The 19,277-nt window shown below is 33.3% G+C and carries 21 protein-coding genes; 17 read left to right on the forward strand and 4 right to left on the reverse strand.

From position 1 onward, the window contains the following. Positions 1 to 4 precede the first annotated feature (4 nt). Positions 5 to 742: a LytR/AlgR family response regulator transcription factor gene (locus tag QSV08_RS06840; protein WP_324027659.1), complete on the reverse strand. Its 738-nt coding sequence runs from the start codon at positions 740 to 742 to the stop codon at positions 5 to 7. Further along, positions 739 to 2,592: a histidine kinase gene (locus QSV08_RS06845; RefSeq protein ID WP_324027660.1), complete on the reverse strand. Its 1,854-nt coding sequence runs from the start codon at positions 2,590 to 2,592 to the stop codon at positions 739 to 741. Before QSV08_RS06845 ends, QSV08_RS06840 begins: the two co-directional genes overlap by 4 nt. A gap of 322 nt (positions 2,593 to 2,914) precedes the next feature. Between QSV08_RS06845 and QSV08_RS06850 the strand changes: the two genes are divergently transcribed. The 6 genes from QSV08_RS06850 to QSV08_RS06875 all read left to right on the forward strand — a co-directional run bounded on the left by QSV08_RS06850 (position 2,915) and on the right by QSV08_RS06875 (position 8,357). Further along, entirely contained in the window at positions 2,915 to 4,078 is a 1,164-nt protein-coding gene (locus QSV08_RS06850) for a DUF3095 family protein (protein ID WP_324027661.1), read from the forward strand. 132 nt (positions 4,079 to 4,210) lie between these two features. Further along, on the forward strand, positions 4,211 to 4,555 hold the full coding sequence (locus QSV08_RS06855; protein WP_324027662.1) for a hypothetical protein: 345 nt from the start codon (positions 4,211 to 4,213) through the stop codon (positions 4,553 to 4,555). A 2-nt stretch (positions 4,556 to 4,557) separates the two neighbouring features. After that, complete coding sequence (locus QSV08_RS06860) at positions 4,558 to 4,716, forward strand: lmo0937 family membrane protein (protein ID WP_324027663.1); 159 nt, start codon at positions 4,558 to 4,560, stop codon at positions 4,714 to 4,716. A 95-nt stretch (positions 4,717 to 4,811) separates the two neighbouring features. Next, positions 4,812 to 6,449 (forward strand): ABC-F family ATP-binding cassette domain-containing protein, encoded by a 1,638-nt coding sequence (locus QSV08_RS06865; RefSeq protein ID WP_324027664.1) that lies wholly within the window; start codon positions 4,812 to 4,814, stop codon positions 6,447 to 6,449. Between the two features lie 96 nt (positions 6,450 to 6,545). Continuing rightward, positions 6,546 to 7,118: a Crp/Fnr family transcriptional regulator gene (locus tag QSV08_RS06870; RefSeq protein ID WP_055436620.1), complete on the forward strand. Its 573-nt coding sequence runs from the start codon at positions 6,546 to 6,548 to the stop codon at positions 7,116 to 7,118. A gap of 90 nt (positions 7,119 to 7,208) precedes the next feature. After that, the gene (locus QSV08_RS06875; protein ID WP_055436619.1) at positions 7,209 to 8,357 is read left to right on the forward strand and encodes a hypothetical protein; all 1,149 of its coding nucleotides are present in this window, start codon (positions 7,209 to 7,211) and stop codon (positions 8,355 to 8,357) included. A gap of 101 nt (positions 8,358 to 8,458) precedes the next feature. Here QSV08_RS06875 and ltrA read toward each other — a convergent pair whose 3' ends face one another. Then, positions 8,459 to 9,730 (reverse strand): group II intron reverse transcriptase/maturase, encoded by a 1,272-nt coding sequence (gene ltrA, locus QSV08_RS06880; protein WP_324027665.1) that lies wholly within the window; start codon positions 9,728 to 9,730, stop codon positions 8,459 to 8,461. 31 nt (positions 9,731 to 9,761) lie between these two features. Further along, entirely contained in the window at positions 9,762 to 9,893 is a 132-nt protein-coding gene (locus QSV08_RS06885; RefSeq protein ID WP_324027666.1) for a hypothetical protein, read from the reverse strand. Between the two features lie 538 nt (positions 9,894 to 10,431). Between QSV08_RS06885 and QSV08_RS06890 the strand changes: the two genes are divergently transcribed. The 11 genes from QSV08_RS06890 to QSV08_RS06940 all read left to right on the forward strand — a co-directional run bounded on the left by QSV08_RS06890 (position 10,432) and on the right by QSV08_RS06940 (position 19,272). Beyond that, positions 10,432 to 10,827, forward strand: a complete 396-nt coding sequence (locus QSV08_RS06890) for a transposase (protein ID WP_226989911.1) — start codon at positions 10,432 to 10,434, stop codon at positions 10,825 to 10,827. After that, positions 10,827 to 11,684 carry an IS3 family transposase gene (locus tag QSV08_RS06895; protein ID WP_324023650.1) on the forward strand — a complete coding sequence of 286 codons (858 nt, stop codon included), beginning with the start codon at positions 10,827 to 10,829 and terminating at the stop codon, positions 11,682 to 11,684. Before QSV08_RS06890 ends, QSV08_RS06895 begins: the two co-directional genes overlap by 1 nt. 119 nt (positions 11,685 to 11,803) lie before the next feature. Then, positions 11,804 to 12,883 (forward strand): DUF262 domain-containing protein, encoded by a 1,080-nt coding sequence (locus QSV08_RS06900; RefSeq protein ID WP_324027667.1) that lies wholly within the window; start codon positions 11,804 to 11,806, stop codon positions 12,881 to 12,883. After that, positions 12,883 to 13,677 (forward strand): HEPN domain-containing protein, encoded by a 795-nt coding sequence (locus tag QSV08_RS06905; RefSeq protein WP_324027668.1) that lies wholly within the window; start codon positions 12,883 to 12,885, stop codon positions 13,675 to 13,677. Before QSV08_RS06900 ends, QSV08_RS06905 begins: the two co-directional genes overlap by 1 nt. A 283-nt stretch (positions 13,678 to 13,960) precedes the next feature. Then, positions 13,961 to 14,389 carry a hypothetical protein gene (locus QSV08_RS06910; protein ID WP_324027669.1) on the forward strand — a complete coding sequence of 143 codons (429 nt, stop codon included), beginning with the start codon at positions 13,961 to 13,963 and terminating at the stop codon, positions 14,387 to 14,389. Between the two features lie 347 nt (positions 14,390 to 14,736). After that, positions 14,737 to 15,588, forward strand: coding sequence for a hypothetical protein (locus QSV08_RS06915; protein ID WP_324027670.1), 852 nt, complete (start codon positions 14,737 to 14,739; stop codon positions 15,586 to 15,588). A gap of 374 nt (positions 15,589 to 15,962) precedes the next feature. After that, entirely contained in the window at positions 15,963 to 16,430 is a 468-nt protein-coding gene (locus tag QSV08_RS06920; protein ID WP_324027671.1) for a hypothetical protein, read from the forward strand. A 236-nt stretch (positions 16,431 to 16,666) separates the two neighbouring features. After that, positions 16,667 to 17,230 carry a TetR/AcrR family transcriptional regulator gene (locus QSV08_RS06925; RefSeq protein WP_324027672.1) on the forward strand — a complete coding sequence of 188 codons (564 nt, stop codon included), beginning with the start codon at positions 16,667 to 16,669 and terminating at the stop codon, positions 17,228 to 17,230. 52 nt (positions 17,231 to 17,282) lie between these two features. Next, positions 17,283 to 18,275 (forward strand): alpha/beta fold hydrolase, encoded by a 993-nt coding sequence (locus tag QSV08_RS06930; protein WP_324027673.1) that lies wholly within the window; start codon positions 17,283 to 17,285, stop codon positions 18,273 to 18,275. Between the two features lie 5 nt (positions 18,276 to 18,280). After that, positions 18,281 to 18,613, forward strand: coding sequence for a TfoX/Sxy family protein (locus QSV08_RS06935; protein WP_324027674.1), 333 nt, complete (start codon positions 18,281 to 18,283; stop codon positions 18,611 to 18,613). Next, the gene (locus tag QSV08_RS06940; protein WP_324027675.1) at positions 18,610 to 19,272 is read left to right on the forward strand and encodes an NAD-dependent epimerase/dehydratase family protein; all 663 of its coding nucleotides are present in this window, start codon (positions 18,610 to 18,612) and stop codon (positions 19,270 to 19,272) included. Before QSV08_RS06935 ends, QSV08_RS06940 begins: the two co-directional genes overlap by 4 nt. The last annotated feature ends 5 nt before the right edge of the window (positions 19,273 to 19,277 follow it).

A 19,277-nucleotide genomic window follows, 5' to 3' on the forward strand; every position in this document is an offset into this window, starting at 1 on the left:
GCGCCTAAAGCGTATCTAAAATCTGTTTTAAGTAAGATTTCTTGCGTGTTGCAACTGGTATGGTCTCGTCATTTGTTAAGCGAACAGTATTATTCATATTTACTGTCTTTATATACTTTACGTTCACCAAATGAGATTGGTGTACACGTACAAAAGTGTGCTCACTTAATATATTCTCGTAGTATTTTAGATTGCGAGCACTCATGATTTTTTTATCCGTAGTATGAAAAACAGTGTAAGCACCATCAGACTGACAACGAACAATATCTGTTATTTGAAGAAAGTATTGCGCATCTGCCGTTTTAATCAATAAGGTCTTCTGAATTTCTTTTTCATTAATTTCAGAAACTTTTTCAACTGCATTTTTGTAAACCTGTTCCTTTTTGAAACCAACTCTAAACCTATCGATACATTCAGACAACTCATCAGAATCTATAGGTTTTAATAAATAATCTATGGTATCAAATTTTATGGCCTTAATAGCAAATTCGTCATAAGCTGTGGTAAAAATTATTTTGAAAGCAATACTGTTCAAAGACTCTAATATTTGAAAAGCATTACCACCAATAAGCTCAATATCTAAGAAAACAAGATCCGGAGTATTATCTTTTAAAAATGAAATAGCTTCTTCAACATTATCTATTTTGGCGATAACCTCAATATCTTTTTGAGTGTATGCAATAAGTTTATCTAATGTTTTAAGTGCATTAAACTCATCTTCTATTATAACTGCCTTTATCATGAAAGTTTCAATTTAAAAAATACTTTTGTTCCTATAGGGTTATTGTTTTCGTCGAACAAATCTTCTATCATAAATGATTTCTCTTCGCCCTTATTTCTCATTTTTAGACGCTCTAAAAATATAGTTGTTGCATGTAACTCTTCGGTTAACTTTTCTTTCTTTGCTTTTGTCGACCTACCTAATCCATTATCTAGTATTACAAATAACAACCCTTCAGAATCCTTCTCTATTTTAAGTAGAAGCTCCCCTCCTTCTTTCTTCTCTTTTAATCCGTATTCTATAGCATTCTCTACAAAAGGCTGCAATAACATTGGTGGCACATGTATAGCTTTTACGTCTAATGATTCTTCTATTTCAACTGTATAGGTAAACACATTGTTAAACCGTAACTGCTGTGTTTCTATATAGTTTTTGATCATAGCAACCTCTTTATCTAAAGTGATGGACTCTTTTCTAACATAGTCGAAATTTTGTCTGATCAACTTCGAAAATCTAGCGATATGATTAGATGATTTAATGGGGTTGCCTTCTAAGGTGATGTTCTGAATGGCAGCTAAGGTGTTGAATATAAAATGCGGATTCATTTGAACTCGCAAAAGGCGCTGCTCTAAATTTGATGCTTTATTGGCTGCTTTTAACTTAGTATTATATATATAAAAACCCGTAGCTATTAATATGAGAACAAACAGCATAATTGCACTTGCTAAAAGCAACTGGTTTCTATTATTAATTTCTTTTTGGTGGCTTATTTCGGTCTCTTTCTGTTTAACCTCATAATTTACATTCGCAAAATTCAAGAGCCTGTCTTTTTCTAAATTGCTGACATTCAATTGTAGGCTATCTCTAATAATTTGATGGTTTAATGCCGTAGTATAGTCACCCGACATTATTGCAATCGCAACCAATTTATCTCTAACCTCAATTTCTTCTTTTCGGTTATGGTTGGCGATATAAATTTCTAATGCTTTTTTGTAATTTACTTCTGCCGAGTCATTTTCGGCTTTCAGTAAAAATAAATTTCCCAAACCTTTGTATGGGGCAGCATTAATAGCTTTTATATTTTTATTTAAAGTAGCAGAACCTCTTAAAAATTTTTCGGCATTTGCATATGCACCAGCTTCAATATACGTATAGCCAATATTATTTAAAATACTGACCATTGTCTTAGGGTCTCTCTGAGATTGATTCAACGCCATAGCTTCTGAAAAACTAGCCAAAGCTTTGTTGTATTCTTTTAATTTTAAATGAACACTTGCTTTATTACCCTTAATTGCAATAATAGAAGTGGTATCGACACCTGTAGAAAACAGGCTATCAGTAGCTTGTATATACGTTAATGCCTCGTCATAATCTTTTAGTTGAAAATGAAGTTTAAAAAGCTGGTTGTAAGCTTTACCTTCAATTCGTTTGTCACCAATAAGTTGCGCCAAACTCAATGCTTTTAAGGCATAAACTTGAGACGTTTCAACATCGCCCATATGTAAAGAAGCACCACTTAACGTAATTAAACTTCTGCTCTCATTATACGTATCATTTAATTCAGCAAATAATTCATTACACTTTAAATGCGTGGTTAAAGATTCTTGAAATTTATCATTTAGGTATAAAGCTTCGCCTTTATTAAACAATAACATTGCTTCTTCTAAGGTTGTCAATTGCTTCGTATTTTGCAATAAACTATCTAACTTTAAAAGTGCTTTTTCGGGTTGCTTTTGAGTTAAACTATCGATAACCAATAAGCTTTTTTCAATGCTCGGGCGCATGGTATCTGCTTTGGTACAGGCAAAAAGTAATAGTATAAAAAGAGCATAGAAACCTAATTGTCTTAGGTTCATGTATATTGAAGTCATAAAGGTAAATCTGGAGGTGGTTTAAGTGTGCTAAAATAAGCAATCATCTATGTTTAGCATACGATTTTAGTATTGTCTTTTTGTTAAAAAGTGATACATCAATCGCGAATATTTCCTTCCTATTATCGAAAAGAATCAATCCGTAATTACAATTCAAACTAACAGACACCATAGTAACAAGAACAGTCGTAAATAGTACGAAGCAGAAAATTAAATCATCCAAAGAAAAAAACTTTTAAATTGCTCAAGTATTTTTAATTAGAATTAGATACGAGAATAAACCTGTAATTTCACTTTTAAAATACGACTAGCTTATTAGCGAATGAAAAACACCAAATTCTATACAGAGCTTAAAAAGTTAAAAAAACCGCTAGTAGCCATACTAGAGAAGGAGTCTGACTTTACAGCTGTGCCACTTACTTGGCATGTGGTGGTTGTAGATATTCAAAATTCTACACAAGCAGTACAAGATGGTAATCACCACCAGGTAAATTTAACGGCTACCGGTAGTATTATTTCTGTATTGAATACCGTTCGTAAATTCAAACAGAATATCGAGATTCCGTATTTCTTTGGTGGTGACGGCGCAACCTTCTTATTACCAAACAATTTACTTGACAAGGTACTTGCCGTATTAGACAATTATAGCGTTCACATTAAGCTAAAAACCAATTTAGTATTAAGAGTAGGTCATGTTTCGGTTAAAGACCTGGTATCGAATAATTGTCATCTTAAAATTACCAAACACCAACTTACCGAACGGCTGACCATACCTATAATATTGGGCAACGGACTACATAAAGCTGAAGAGATTATTAAATCTAACTTTGTGGCATCGAGCAATGTGCACTTCAATAAAAACCTTTTGAATTTAGAAGGTATGGAGTGTAGATGGGAAGAAGTGAATCCGGAACAAAATCAAGCTAAGGTCGTTTGTTTATTATTAGATGCAACCGAAGAAAAGCTTCAAAGAGAAATCTATAAAGAGATTTTAATAAAGATGGATGCTTTTTTCGGAACCTTTTCCGAAAGGCAACCCATAAAAAGTGAGCGCCTAAAGCTAGATGCAAGCCTTTATAAAATATGGGAAGAAATGCGCGTAAGCCTAGCAGATAAAAATTGGTTCTACTTTATTAAAAACTGGATCAAAACTAATATCGGCCGTATATATTTTAGCCTATCTAAAAGCGTAAAACAATACCTAAAACAAGTTGGTCAGTTATCGCATTCATTTATGTTAGATGGTATGATCAATACCATTTTTACGGCAGAACAAGATAAAATCGATCTATTTATAGACTACCTAAACCAACTAGAAACCGAAGGTAAAATAGTATACGGTATACACGTTACCCATGCCTCTGTAATGTCTTGCTATGTTTTAGATAGAAAAACCAGTCACTCTCATTTTGTTGATGGTACCGAAGGCGGCTACACATCTGCGGCAAAAATGCTCAAAGTCAAAAAAAAGGCATTGACTAACTAGTTCCCTCTCCTTTGATTATATCAACATTTTAGTCCTTCAATTTTTTACGGTCAATTAATGTAATATTAGAGCAAATCTATATCTGTTGGTGTTGCTACCTTGCTATCAGTAGTAATAATTAAAAATATACAGATGATTACAGAAGATAAAAGTATAGATAAATCGAAAACCACGGGAGGTCTGCAAAACGAGGTTCCTCAGAATAAAGGAATATCTCAGAACGAAGATTTAAATGAAACCTTAGATGAACCCGTAAATAATGGCGGAGTAGCAACATCTAGCTACGATTTACATATAGAAAAGCAGTGGTTGGCGGTAAAAGATGAATATTTAGCGAATTTTCCAGAAACACAAGATGTAGATAATAACGGAGAGCTCGACGGTGTTGAAGCCTTAATAAGCACTATTGCAAAAAGAAGAAAGAAATCTGAACAAGAGATTCACGATGAAATAATGAATTGGACCGTAAATAAGTAAACATGAAAAATATAATATACATTTTAGTAGCCGCATTGGTCGTAAGTTGGGTATTAGGCTTTGTGGTATTTAAAGTTATGGGAGCCTTAGTTCACCTACTTCTATTATTGGCAGTAGTACTTTTAATTTACAATTGGTTAAGCAATAAGACAAGTACCTAAATAAAAGATTTGCAGATTAAAACGCTATAACTTTTTATGCAGTTAGTAACAAGCACCACAACTTATTACTAGTTTTGCATTTTTAAATATATAGCATGATTTCAGTAGATAACCTAGCCGTAGAATTCAGTGGCACTACCCTATTCAGTGACGTATCTTTTGTCATAAACCCAACCGATAAAATTGCCCTAATGGGTAAAAACGGAGCCGGTAAATCTACCATGATGAAAATTATCGCTGGTGAGCAAAAAGGCACGCGAGGTAATGTTCGAGTACCTAAAGATGCGGTTATCGCGTATTTACCACAACACTTATTAACAGAAGATAATTGTACTGTTTTTGAAGAAGCAGCCAAGGCATTTAAGCATGTTTTTACCATGCGCGATGAAATGGACAAGCTGAACAAAGAACTAGAGACCAGAACAGACTATGAGAGTGATGCCTATATGAGCATCATTGAAAAAGTATCTGATCTTGGCGAAAAATACTATGCCCTAGATGAAGTCAATTATGATGCAGAAGTAGAAAAGGCATTAAAGGGATTAGGTTTTAGACAAGAAGATTTCACCAGACAAACAAATGAGTTTAGTGGCGGTTGGCGTATGCGTATAGAATTGGCAAAAATTCTATTACAAAAACCCGATTTAATTCTGTTAGATGAGCCTACAAACCATATAGATATAGAATCGGTTATTTGGTTAGAAGACTTCTTGTTGAATAAAGCAAATGCTGTTATGGTGATTTCTCACGATAGAGCTTTTATTGACAATATTACCAACCGCACCATAGAAGTAACTATGGGGCGTATTTATGATTATAAGGCAAACTACAGCCATTATCTACAATTACGAGAAGATCGTAGGTCTCATCAAATAAAAGCCTACCAAGAGCAGCAAAAATTCATTGCCGACAATATGGCTTTTATAGAGCGATTTAAAGGCACCTACTCTAAAACTAATCAGGTTACATCGCGAGAGCGTATGCTTGAGAAATTAGAAAAAATAGAGATAGATGAAATCGATACCTCTTCATTAAAATTACGTTTTCCGCCAGCACCACGTTCAGGCGATTACCCTGTAACAGTCAAAGAGGTGTCTAAATCTTATGATGAACATGTGGTTTTTAAAGATGCCAATATGTCTATTGCAAGAGGAGAAAAAGTATCTTTTGTAGGTAGAAACGGAGAAGGAAAATCTACGATGATTAAAGCTATCTTAGGCGAAATCCCTGTAGAGGGCACCTACCAACTTGGTCATAATGTAAAGGTCGGATACTTTGCCCAGAACCAAGCATCACTATTAGACCCAGAGCTTACCATCTTCCAAACAGTAGATGAAGTAGCCTTTGGTGATATTCGAAATCAGATTAAAAATATTCTAGGTCGTTTTATGTTTAGTGGCGATGATATTGACAAAAAGGTAAGCATGCTTTCCGGTGGAGAAAAAACCCGCTTGGCAATGGTAAAACTATTGCTAGAACCCGTAAATCTTTTAATATTAGATGAGCCTACCAATCACTTAGATTTGAAATCTAAAGATGTTCTAAAAGAAGCTTTATCAACATATGATGGTACACTTATATTAGTTTCTCACGACAGGGATTTTCTACAAGGTTTATCGCAAAAAGTATTTGAATTTAAAGAGCAACGCGTTATAGAGCATTTTGAAACTATTGATGCTTTCTTAGAGCGAAATAGAATAAAGAGTATTGCCGAAATCAATTTGATGCAATAAATATTACTTTCTTTTTTTCCAATTTCTTACATTACACATAAAATGGGGATATATGTAATTGTACACATATACAATTGTTGGCAGTAATTAAAAAAAATGAAAAACCTTATAAAATATGCTATTAAATACGGTCTATCAGAAGATTTAATTCAAGAGATAAATTTGAATGGTAAACAAATTGAAATCAAAAAAAACGAAAATATTCTTAATGTTGGAGAACATAGTAAATATATCTATATAGTAATCAAAGGTGGATTTATAAGTCAGTATTTTGATGATAATAAATCAAAATTTAGAACAACTTCGTTCCATATTGACAATTATCATCCATTTATGACGCAACCAGAAAGTTATTTTTCAAAGAAACCTTCTGATACGCAAATAAAAGCATTTAAAAATTCCCAAGTAATTGAATTTCATAGAAATACAATAGAAAAATTAAGTTTGAAACATAAATCTTTTGATAAATTTTGTAATACGCATATTATAGAAGCTCTCATTTTTATAAATCAAATAAAGTCTAAATTAATAGGTCTTCCCAAAGATAAATTATACGATTACCTCCTAGAAGAACACGGTCCAATTACTAAAAATGTTCCCTCAAAGTATATAGCAGAATTTATGGGAGTTACACCCCAATGGTTAAGTAAAATAAAACGTACTAGTTGAAACATGAAATTAGTTTCATCAAACTCAAATAAATTACATTTATTTTTGTGCTTTACAAAAACTATAGATCACAATTTAACTCAAATTAAAATGAAAAATAAAATCAGCCTTACACTTATAACACTTCTTTTTTCTACTTTTTTATTCAGTCAGAACTTAGCAAAAATTAGCAATGACTATAACAAAAGAAACTTAATAGAAGGTAATATTCCTGAAAAATGGGAAGACGGAATGAGAACATCCGGAGATAAAGGAAGCTATGAATGGTGGTATTTTGATGCTCATTTGCATGATGGGAGTACTGTTGTAATGACGTTTTACACCAAGTTCATGACCGACATAAAAAAACCTTTTAATCCATACTTGACGGTTAGTATAGATAAAGCTGATGGTAGTAAAATATCAGAAAAAATTTACTGTGACCCAGAAGATTTTTTCGCTTCAAAAGATTCGTGTAATGTTAAGATGGGTAATAGTTATGCAGAAGGAAACCTAAAGGAATACAAAATTCATATTGAAAATGAAGATATAAACTTAACAGCCGTAATAAAAAGAACTACGCAAAGCTGGAGACCAAAAACAGGACATATGGTATTTGGTGCTGACGAAAGCAAAGAATTCAATTGGGTAGTACCTGTACCTCAAGGTGAAATGGAAATTGAATATGATTACAAAGGTGTAACAACAAAAACAGTTGGTTCTGCCTACCATGACCATAATTGGGGAAATTTCTCTATGATGAAAATTTTTAACCATTGGTATTGGTCAAGAGCTGAAATTGGTCCTTATAACGTAATTGCTTCAGAAATGATATCAGAAAAAGAATTTAATAATGACAATATAATTACTTTTAATATTTCTAAGGATGGCGAAACAGTTGTTGATGATGGTGAATTAGTAACTCTATATAGAACTTATGGTAAGGAGCATCCAACATTAAAAAAAGATGTAAGTGACGATTTAATTTTTGTTTATAATGATCCTCAAACTGAATACAGGTATGAATATTCACTTTTTAGAGAAAAAACTATTGTTGAAGTAGATTTAATTTCGGCATCAGTCGGTAATGGGCTTAAATTCAAACTTGCAAAAATGCTTACTAGTATTGATCCTGCATATTTTAGATTTACTGGAAAAGCAGAAATAAGAGTTTACAAATCAGGTAAATTAATAGAGAAGCACACCAGTAACAAAGCGGTTTGGGAATTAATGTATTTTGGGGATCCTGTAGGTAAATAAAACTACTGCCAATCGAGTAGACGGGTCCGCCCCTAGTTAGGAACGGACTGCGCCTCTCACACCACCGTGCGTACGGGTCTCGTACACGGCGGTTCGTTATATCAGAACTTTACAACGTGGTAGTACGTTAGCATACTTTCATAACCTCTTTTTCTTAAGCGCTTTTCAGTAATAGTAGTTCTGAGTATAGGGCTTTGAGCTACTGCCCAGCCTCCCATTCTTGTTCTACTCCAAGCATACGCTTGTCCCTGTTTTATGCCTAAGCCAATGAGATTCTTGCGCTTACGCTCTGGTTTCTTCCAATCGTGCCATATGCAGTAGCGTAGTCGGTTACGTAACCATTCATCCAGCTTTTTAAGTTTGGTCTCTATATTTCCCAATCGGAAATTGTTCAACCACCCTCTATAGATGAGTTTTAAGCGTTGTAGCCTTTCTGCTAATGAAAATGGTAGCGTTTTCTTGGTAAGGTACCTGAGCTTGCGTTTGAGTGTTTGCCAAGCCGATTCACTTACTATTAACTGATACTTCCCCTTTACGCCTTTCTTATAGACTGGCGTAAACCTATAACCCAACACCTTGAACGTAGAGGGTCTACGAATACCACTCTTTGCTCGGTTGACAGGTAAATCCAGTTTCTCCTTTAAAAACAGATAAACCTCATTCCCTATCGCTCGTGCCGCTGCTTTTGATTTTGTGTAAATACTGAAATCATCGGCATAGCGAATGAACCTGAACCCTCGTACTTTTAGATGTTTGTCCAATTGGTCTAACATGATGTTAGACAATAACGGACTTAATGGGCTGCCTTGTGGTAATCCTTTTCTGCGCTTACACAGTTGCCCATTCTTTAAAATAGGCGCTCGTAACCATTTGCGGATCAGCCATAAGGTGGTCGGACATTTAACCTTGTTATAAATAAGCTGAAGTAGTTTATAGTGTTGAACTTCATCAAAGAAACTTTTAAGGTCGATATCTACTAAGTCTTGGTAGCCATCATTGATGTACTCTTGACTTTTTAATACTGCCTGTTGAAGGTTCTTTCTTGGGCGGAAACCGTAACTCTCTGATTCGAAATCGAGTTCGAAATGAATCACTAGTTGTTGGCTTACCGCTTGTTGAAGCCATCTATCCACTACCGTTGGTACTCCCAGTAATCTGGTCTTACCGTTCGCCTTGGGTATCGCTACCCCTTTGATAGCTTGTGACCTGTAGCTTTTGGAAATAAGTTGGTGTACCACTTTTGAGCGGTGGGCATCTATAAATGCCTTTAGCTCTTGTACGGTCATTCCATCTATTCCTGCTGAACCTTTATTGCCGACCACCTTTTTACAGGCGTCGCTCAAGATTCTAGCTGCTACTACTTTTGCTATCATTTCGTACTGTTCTTGTCCTTCTAGGTATAGGCTATCCAATTAACGGATTCCTATACGAATCTAGACGTGATTTAACGTTCAGTCCTTCCTTACTCATGAGACCTCTAGGGTGTTTCCCTAGCTCGTTTCCTGTAAGTACTATGACCTCTGCTGACTTCTCCATATAGCTACACGTAGCTTTGGAGACCTCCCCAGGTAAGAACATCTTCTTTCGCTCGATCCCTGCCGTATCTACATATCTACCCTTTTAGTGTTCTTAGGGCGTTACAATGATGTGCTTGCTTACCCAAGTAAATATGCCTCTGTATACGGTTCCTGTTCGTCAGTACCGAGTTTTGTAGTCTCGCTTTCTTCAGATGTAACTTCGCAGTTACCACCCTTGCGACTTACTAATGCTTCCAGACGTTACTCCAGCGCATAAGGGACTTACACCCTCTAAATAAATCCTTATATTGCTGTAAGGTAAAGATGCCCATACTGGGCACACACACAACCTATAAACAATACGGGCTTAGGTGCTAAATCGAATGGTTTGCGTATTTTTATGAGGTCGCAAAATCTTTGGGATTTTACTTTAGACAGAAAAAATAAATTAAAACAAAAAGCTTTTGCTAAGCGTTGTGGCGGTATGGGAATTGCTTCTCTGCTCCCGCACTACTTATAGCTCGAGCGTTGGCAGTAACATTGACCCGTCCTGAAATATGTATACAAAACACTTCAAGTATATGTATAAAAATGATGGATATGTAAAACGCTATAGTGAGAGCTTTAAGCTCAAGGTATTGGCAGAACTAACCAAAGGAAACCATTCCAAAAGACAAATTGCATTAACTTACGGTATACAATCCAGTACTATAAACGTATGGATAAAAAAGTACGATCGTAAAGATCTAATGAACACCCGTGTAACCGTGCAAACAGACGATGAACTTTCCCGTATCAAAGCCCTGCAAAAAGAGCTAAAGCAACTTAAGGACCTTCTTATTAAAAAAGACCTGGACAAATTGGTGACCGATAGCTATCTCGAGGTAGCTGCTGAGAATCTAGGTTATAGAGATGTTGAGGAATTAAAAAAAAACTTAAACATAAAGCCTTAATGAAAGTAGCACCGATAAACCGTAATGAAAGACTGTTATCCATTGGTACTATCTGCAATGCTTTTGATTTGAAAAGAGATGCCTATTACAAATACCAAAAAAGGTTTTTAATCAAAAAACAGATAGAACAGGATATAATCGAACTTGTTCGGCAAAGTAGAAGAACACTGCCCAGAGAAGGCACCAGAAAACTCATGAGGTCATTAAAAGATGAGTTCCACAAGTATGACATCAAAGTAGGCAGAGACCGGCTATTCCGTATCTTAAGAGAAAACAATTTGCTCATAAGAAGAAAGAGATACTCCTGTAGAACTACCAATTCATATCACAGATTCTACAAGTATAATAACATTATAAAAGACTTGAAGATCAATAGGCCTAATCAGGTTTGGGCATCCGATATTACCTATATCAGAACCATAAAAGGATTCTGTTACCTGGCATTGATTACGGACATGTACTCCCGTAAAATCGTTGGATACGACCTGAGTGATAGCCTTGAACTAAAAGGTTGTGTCAGAGCTTTAAATAAGGCTATTTACAATGCTAAGAACATTGACAGCCTTATTCATCACTCCGACAGAGGTATTCAATATTGTAGTAACGTCTATACCCAAATACTAAAAAGAAAGAAAATAGAAATTAGTATGACAGAAGAAAACCATTGCTATGAAAACGCCCTAGCCGAAAGGGTCAACGGTATTCTAAAAGATGAATTCTATCTTGACCAGACTTTTACAAGCGTTGTACATGCTAAAAAAGCAGCCAAAAATGCAATCAAATTATACAACTCTAAAAGATTGCATTTATCTTTAGATTATAAAACACCAAATTACGTGCATCAATATGCCGCTTAAAAATAATATTAATCTGTAGCCGTATTTTAGGACGTGACATAAGCACTACACAATATAATAATTATAATAGTTTATATTTAAAATGTATCTTTATTATAATAAGAATAAGATTAACTAAGATGGATTTAAAAGATAGCCTGAGCGACATTCAAAAGAAAGCCAAGGAAAGAACAGTGCGTACTCAGAACATTGAATATGATTTAGAAACTTTAGTAAAAAAAATTCAAAAAAATGTTATAAAATTAAACCCAGAATACCAAAGAAAACATAGATGGTCTGACGGTTTTTCTTCTCGCTTAATCGAAAGTCTTATACTCAATATACCAATTCCTATAGTATATATCTCGCAAGATATTGACGTTGATGAAGAAGTTGAAGATGATATAGCTAGATATTCTGTCATAGATGGGCAACAAAGGTTAACAGCTATTTATAGTTTTTTTAAAAACAAATATGCTTTGGAGGGCATGGAAGTGTTAACCGAATTAAATGGCTTAAAATACAGCGAATTACCTCCTTTTCTCATAAGAAGATTAGAAGAAAGAAGTGTAAAATGCTTACGAATAGATTCAACAATTGACACACAAGTTAAATACGATATTTTTGAAAGACTGAATAGCGGTTCTGTTAAATTAGAAGCTCAAGAACTAAGAAATGCTACTTGTCGTGGTCCTTTCAAAACGCTAATTAAAAAACTTTCAAAAAATGCTAACTTTACTAAGTTATGTAATTTAGAGCCTGATTCTTTTAAGGTAAAAAAGATGGAAGATGAGGAATTAGTTTTAAGATTTTTTGCTCTAACTTATAATAACGGATATAAAGAATACAAAGGGCAATTCAAAAAATTTCTCACTGCTAAGATGGACGAATTCAATGGTTTTGATGAAGCTACCTTAGAAGGTATGGAAAAGTCTTTTATAGAAGTATTCGATAAAATAAAAGATAAATTTGGAAATATGCCATTTCAAAAATATCGTTCAGTTGATGGTGGATTAAAGTTAATGTCCAACTTTAATGCAGCAGTGTTCGATTCATTAGTCGTTGCGGTTTTCTTAAATATTAAAAGTGATAAAGGTTCTTCTGTAAGTTTTCAAGAGCTTTTCCATAATGAGGATTATTTTGCGTCAATTGAGGGAAGTGTTAATGATGCAAAAAAAATCACAACTAGAATAGATCTTGTCTCAGAAATTTTGAAATAATGGATTCTTTTCTCTACGCATATACTTGTGAGTTAGAAAATAAATGGCACGAAATTGATTTGTTAATTGAAAAAGCTTATGAATTTCAGGAAACAGATGCTCAATTTCATAATATTTTATGTCGTTCGGCTTCCGTTTTAATAACTGCGCAGCTTGAAGGTTTTACTAAAAGCATGCTCAGGTCAGTAATTAATGACCTAAATAGAAGCATATCCTTCAATGAATTACCTATTGCTATAAAACGAACCTATAGCCAAAAATACATACCAATAGTTGACGGATTAAATAATAAGCAACATAGTAATCAATTAAATAAATTGATTGAAAAGTTTAATGAGATAAATTGCGATCTTGAACATCAACCATTCTTCGTTTCTAAAAACAAAAACCCAAGCCCTAACTTAATCAATACGGTATATAGGAATTTAGGAATTAAAGATATATTTCACTGTTTAAATGAATCTAAATACGACGAGGTATTTTCTAGTTCAAAGAATGAACTTGAAATTATACTAAGGGAATTGAGAGAACTTATACCTTTGGAAATTAAAAATTTCCCTTATACTCCCCACCTTGATAACTGTAATCTAGAAGTATTAAAATCTCACGGAAGAACACTTTGGGAAGATTTTCTAGATGAAATAAACCAAAGAAGACATGCAATTGCTCATGGTAATGATTTTAACAATAACAGAAGTGTAAGTGAGTTGGAAGAAGATAAACTAAAAGCTCAAATATTTGAACTTTCTTGCTTACGCATACTTTCAAAATACCTAATAAGTAACAGGTCGTAATCGAGTGGATAGCTCCGCCATCAAATGACGGAGTGCACCCCTCACACCACCGTACGTACGGGTCTCGTATACGGCGTTTCGTAAATCATCAAACCAAGGCTCTTGTCACCCTTGGCACTATCTTCTAATTTAGGCATAGGCTACAACATGTGCTCCTATGAGAATTTTAAAAAAAATCACGAAGTACATTTTAATAATAACAATTCTGTTACTTCTCTTTCGTGGATTTTTGTATAGAACATTAGTCAATTATTCAAAAGTTGGAATTAGAAATAATATAACGTTGACTGATCAAAATCTGATTAAGGAAATTAATGTTCAAACGGAAAACAAAACATTGAGTATTGAAGAAATTATAAAACTGAGTAATAAAATTACGAGCGAAAAACTAAAATTTACTTTTAATAAAGTTTCGAGTAATCCGAATTTGGTATCTGAATTAAAAAAAGCGAATTGCATTGGGTACTCCTCTTTATTTAACTCCATCGGAAATTATATCATCAGAAAACAAAAATTGACCGACCAGTATGAGTTTATTCATCTAATTGGCAAATTAGATTTTTTTGGCTTTAACATACATAAGCTATTCAATACTCCATTTTTCAAAAATCACGATTTTAACGAAATACATGATAAACGAACGGGAGAGAGAAAATTTGTTGATCCAAGTTTGCGAGATTATTTAAGAATAGAATACATAACATCTGAATAAGAAACTATGCTCTACAAGTTATATGACCTATTGCTTCTACTAGCTACACGAAGGTCATTCTCGTATAATTGAATATACTTCATAGCGATAATTAAATCGCGTGTTCTAAGGCAACTAAACACAATCTATAACACAGTATATGAAAATTGTTGGTTAGGTTTAACCAATTCTAGTTGCATCGTTTACCAACTTCTAAATCCCCTTCGAGAAATTCTGGCACTCTACCACGCAAATTTCTATATACATTATCTTGGATCGACATTAAAAACAAAACTCGCAAAACATTAATAGTAAAATAAATGTTCGAGTATTTTCGTTTAAAATACCATAATAAACAATTTACCTAAATGGATAATTTTGATAAAATAGACTGGGGTGTAATTTGGAGTGTTATTAAAGATATTGTTCTACCTCACTCATGGACCTTAATTTCTACCACCATTATTTTTTTAATTGTTGGGCTTATAATATCAGTAGTCTACATTGTTATTCTGAATAAGAAAAAAGTTTTAAAGAGAAAACCAAAGTATTACAATTGGGCAGTAAAACTATACATACCTACACTCATATTCGGATTTCTATTTGTTTTCGGGTATGCCGGTTTCATTACAGGTACTTACAAAGTAATAAATAAAGAAAATGAGACTATAGTATCTAGTATTTATAATAATGTTCTTCAACTATCTTTTGAATCGGAAAAAAGCAAAAATGATTTTATAGTTGAATTGCAGGAGTCTGCAATAGAGGTAAAAAGTGGTTCAAACGCTTTGGTAGAATCATTAAAGAAAACAACAACTGAATATAATTCTGGATACTCAGTTATCGATGATAATAAAAACAAATTGGCTACCTTTCTAATTGATACGCATGGAGATGCTATTTACAAAATAGCGGTCTATGGTATGCTTAATGCTGCTGGAGCAAAAGCTCATGTTGACATCAACGAATCATTGTCATATGATGAATTTAGTGCCGGTATGGATTTATTATTAGATATAGGGTATAAGGATATTGAACTAGCAGTAAAAGATAAACTAATGATATGGTTTGATTCTTTACTATACAGTCAGTATAAATCTTTGATTTTGTCTCAGTTAATTTTATTACTCATTATAATCAGTCTACCTCTAATAGAATTTTTTATTTATAAAAAATGGATAGAACCAAAATATGATAACCAATTAATTGAAAAAACATAGCCTTAAGAGAAAGCTTTAGCTAACAATGAATAAAAAATAAGAAAGGTTAAGTAACCGACTAATGTGAGAGCATACTAATAAATTAAGCCATAACTCCGTTAAAAATTACCATCTGACCTTTGACTACGATTGGCTGGGATGCTTGGTCTGAAGAGTTTATTAAAAGATGAAACGAAGGATTACAAAATAGCCAATAGCAAAAATAAAGAAGCTATATAATTGCAATTACGACGAATTCGAATCTGTAAGAATACGAGCTTAATTACGAAAGTCCGCATAAGGTGAAAATTAGCTCATTTCATCCTCTACTGACATTATAATATTAGTGTTACTTCATTAAAAAATCGAATTCCTTAATTAATATTTAGAAAAAAATGAAAAGAAAATATTCATTAATTATAATCGGAATCTTAGTCTTCGCATTTTTATTTTATTACATAGGTTGGTCTATTTCACCTGGTAGTTATGGAAAGGCTGAAACATATGAATTGAATATTTCTGAAGAAACCCTTATCGAAATTATAAATCAGGTAAAAGTCGAAGAAAATTTAAAAACCAATAGTTTCACTGATCATAAAAAAGGACACTGGTTCTCTATCTATTTTGAGTATAAAGATAAAAACCAGATCATTCACGCGTTGACCAGACCGAAAGATAAAGAAACGACAACATTTTATTTTTCAGGATATAAAAACAAAACTGACAGCGGAAATTGGATTGATGCGAATGAATATTTTTGGTGGTGGAAAAACTCAAAAGCAAAGAAGGAATTTGAATCAAGAATATTGAATAAAATTGAGAATAAAATTAATAGACAAGCACTCAACCCCGTATCAAATTAATTGCGGTTTAGTACTTATCAAATGTCGTTTTATGGTAGGAATGTCTGCGTTTGCTTTAAACATTTTTCGCATACAAATCAGCCCATATTCTTATATAAAACCGTTGTATTTCATTAGCAAAAAACCAACCCTAATACAACCATAATTATACTAATTTTACCGAGTATTACTAAATAATTGTTAATATTTTTTTTGTTTCTAATCAATCGATTAGTTTTGTACTCTAATTTAGTTTTATGCCTAGAGAAAAACAATATAATGAAGCAGAAGTAATAGAAAGTGCTATGGGCGTATTTTGGCAGAATGGTTATAAAAGCACGTCTTTACGTATGTTATCCAAAGAAATGGGTATCAATCAATTTTCTATAAATGCTAGTTTTGGTAATAAGCAAAATCTGTTTTTAGAAAGTTTAAAATTGTACAGAACTAAGCTACAGCAATTATTAAAAACCTTTGAAGAGAATTCTAATGGTATTGAGAGTATTAAGAACTTCTTTTATGCATTTGCAGAATTTTCAAACCAAAATGAGTACAAAAGAGGCTGTTTAATGATCAATACAATGTCTGAATTTGGTCTTGAGGTAGATAAAGAAGTTGGTGCTCTTATTTCAAATTACGCAGAACAGTTAAAGGCTTTATTTAAGAAGAATCTTGAATTCAATACTACAAAAGATAACGACACTATAAAAAGACAATTAAATTACCTTGATTTGGCTATTGGTGGTTTAGGCTTAGCAACAAAAGTAAAAGACAATACAGCCATAGAAGATTATATAGAAATGACATTTAATAACTTATAACATTTTTTTTACCTTAAAACTAATCAATTGATTAGAAATAAATATAGAACACATGAAAACAAAGAACAACTTAGGAAAAACAGTACTACTTACATTAACAATTGTATTATTAATGGGAAACAATATGCAAGCACAAGAAAAGGAAGTATATAATAAGGATATTACCAACAAGAAAGAAAGACCATTTATAGTCGATAAGGGCGAGTATCCTTTTAAAAGTAATTGGTTTGAAAAAGATGGCGTTTCTATGCATTATATAGATGAAGGCGAAGGGATACCTATTGTATTATCTCACGGTAACCCAGATTGGTCTTTTTTAAATAGAAATATTATTAAAGAACTTTCAGGTGAAGCTAGAGTAATAGCTTATGATTTACCAGGATTTGGTTTTTCAGACACGCCAGAAAACTATGGTTTTACACCACAAGAGCATGTAGAATGGATTAAAGCACTTCTTTTTGACCATTTAAAGTTGGACAAATTTATTATCGTTGTTCAAGATTGGGGAGGTCCTACAGGCTTATCTGTTGCTACAAGTAATCCAGATAAAGTTATCGGTGTTGTTATTAGTAATACTTGGGCTTGGAAAGCAGAAGGTAAAATGGTCGATTTCTCTATGGCTATGAGAACACCAGAAATGGAAGCGAAAGTTTTAAACGATAACTATTTCGCAACCACATTAATGCAAAGTTCTTTAAATAAAAAATCTAGCAGCAATAAAGCTATAACAGATGCCTATGCGATGCCTTTCCCTACTAAAGCATCTAGAATAGGAACAGCTATTTTTCCAAAGCAAATTACATTGGCATCAGATTGGTTAGAAGATTTAGAAAGCAAGCTAAATACACTTCAAGACAAACCCGTTGAACTTATTTTCGGATTAAAAGATGACGTTGTTGCTTCTAAAGAGATTCAAGATAAATGGCGTGTTATTTTCCCTAAAGCACCAGTGCAATTGTTACCAGAAGCTGGTCATTTTACACAAGAAGATAGCCCAGAGAGTTTTGTTTTTTCATTGAGGAGAATGATGAAAAATATAAACTAGATTAAATGGCTACTTCAACCGATTATGTAGACTTTATTTTGGACCAATTATCAAATTGGAAACCTATACTAACAAAACGAATGTTTGGTTGTATTGGCTTGTATGCAGACGGTTTAATGTTCGGTATAATCGCCAAAGAAACTATTTATTTTAAAGTTGACGACTCCAATAAAAACAAGTATTTAGAAGCTGGTTCAGAGACTTTAAAACTTTTTAAAAGTAACAGTGTGGTCGCTTCTTTTTATGAGGTTCCTGTTAAAATTATTGAAGACGCAAATCAATTTGTGGTTTGGGCTGAAGCCTCTTTAGAGATTCAAAAAAGAAAAAACGAAGTATGAAAGTAATTATAACAGGAACCACGGGTATGGTAGGACGAGGCGTTTTAATAGAATGTTTAGAATCTCCAAATGTTGAAGAAGTATTGGTCATAAACCGAAGCTCTTTGCATATGCAGCATCCAAAATTGAAAGAAGTAATTCATAAAGATTTTTTCAATTTTAGTTCCATTAAGGAAGAATTAAAAGGGTATGATGCTTGTTTTCATTGCATGGGCGTTTCTTCTATTGGAAAGAAAGAGGAAGAATATCATCGTTTTACCTACGGAATAACGGAAGAATTAGCTAAAACGCTTTATACTATAAATCCTGAAATGGTATTTAACTATGTTTCTGGTGAAGGAACTGATAGTACCGAAAAAGGAAAATTGATGTGGGCTCGAGTGAAAGGGAAAACCGAGAATATGATTTTGAATATGGGCTTTAAAGATGCTTATATGTTTCGACTTCAATTAATTCTTCCTTTGAAAGGCGTGAAATCCAAGACCGCGTGGGTAAATGCATTCTATTTTATCGCTCGTCCGTTTTTTGGACTTTTAGAAAAAAAGAAAAATAACACCACAAGTGTCAACGTTGGTCTCGCTATGATTAAAAGCGTTCTTTTTGGAACCGAGAACAAGTTTTTAGAAAATGAACAGGTAAATAAATTAGCAAAAAATTAAACCAA

Source organism: Maribacter sp. BPC-D8, from assembly GCF_035207705.1.
Taxonomy (GTDB): domain Bacteria; phylum Bacteroidota; class Bacteroidia; order Flavobacteriales; family Flavobacteriaceae; genus Maribacter.

Coding starts and splice junctions, on each gene's coding strand:
- QSV08_RS06850 (WP_324027661.1), top strand. CDS start 2,915: ATGAAAAACACCAAATTCTATACAGAGCTTAAAAAGTTAAAAAAACCG.
- QSV08_RS06865 (WP_324027664.1), top strand. CDS start 4,812: ATGATTTCAGTAGATAACCTAGCCGTAGAATTCAGTGGCACTACCCTA.
- QSV08_RS06870 (WP_055436620.1), top strand. CDS start 6,546: ATGAAAAACCTTATAAAATATGCTATTAAATACGGTCTATCAGAAGAT.
- QSV08_RS06895 (WP_324023650.1), top strand. CDS start 10,827: ATGAAAGTAGCACCGATAAACCGTAATGAAAGACTGTTATCCATTGGT.
- QSV08_RS06935 (WP_324027674.1), top strand. CDS start 18,281: ATGGCTACTTCAACCGATTATGTAGACTTTATTTTGGACCAATTATCA.
- QSV08_RS06855 (WP_324027662.1), top strand. CDS start 4,211: ATGATTACAGAAGATAAAAGTATAGATAAATCGAAAACCACGGGAGGT.
- QSV08_RS06925 (WP_324027672.1), top strand. CDS start 16,667: ATGCCTAGAGAAAAACAATATAATGAAGCAGAAGTAATAGAAAGTGCT.
- QSV08_RS06890 (WP_226989911.1), top strand. CDS start 10,432: ATGTATACAAAACACTTCAAGTATATGTATAAAAATGATGGATATGTA.
- QSV08_RS06940 (WP_324027675.1), top strand. CDS start 18,610: ATGAAAGTAATTATAACAGGAACCACGGGTATGGTAGGACGAGGCGTT.
- QSV08_RS06840 (WP_324027659.1), bottom strand. CDS start 742: ATGATAAAGGCAGTTATAATAGAAGATGAGTTTAATGCACTTAAAACA.
- ltrA (WP_324027665.1), bottom strand. CDS start 9,730: ATGATAGCAAAAGTAGTAGCAGCTAGAATCTTGAGCGACGCCTGTAAA.
- QSV08_RS06900 (WP_324027667.1), top strand. CDS start 11,804: ATGGATTTAAAAGATAGCCTGAGCGACATTCAAAAGAAAGCCAAGGAA.
- QSV08_RS06915 (WP_324027670.1), top strand. CDS start 14,737: ATGGATAATTTTGATAAAATAGACTGGGGTGTAATTTGGAGTGTTATT.
- QSV08_RS06875 (WP_055436619.1), top strand. CDS start 7,209: ATGAAAAATAAAATCAGCCTTACACTTATAACACTTCTTTTTTCTACT.
- QSV08_RS06885 (WP_324027666.1), bottom strand. CDS start 9,893: ATGGAGAAGTCAGCAGAGGTCATAGTACTTACAGGAAACGAGCTAGGG.
- QSV08_RS06920 (WP_324027671.1), top strand. CDS start 15,963: ATGAAAAGAAAATATTCATTAATTATAATCGGAATCTTAGTCTTCGCA.
- QSV08_RS06930 (WP_324027673.1), top strand. CDS start 17,283: ATGAAAACAAAGAACAACTTAGGAAAAACAGTACTACTTACATTAACA.
- QSV08_RS06845 (WP_324027660.1), bottom strand. CDS start 2,592: ATGACTTCAATATACATGAACCTAAGACAATTAGGTTTCTATGCTCTT.
- QSV08_RS06905 (WP_324027668.1), top strand. CDS start 12,883: ATGGATTCTTTTCTCTACGCATATACTTGTGAGTTAGAAAATAAATGG.
- QSV08_RS06860 (WP_324027663.1), top strand. CDS start 4,558: ATGAAAAATATAATATACATTTTAGTAGCCGCATTGGTCGTAAGTTGG.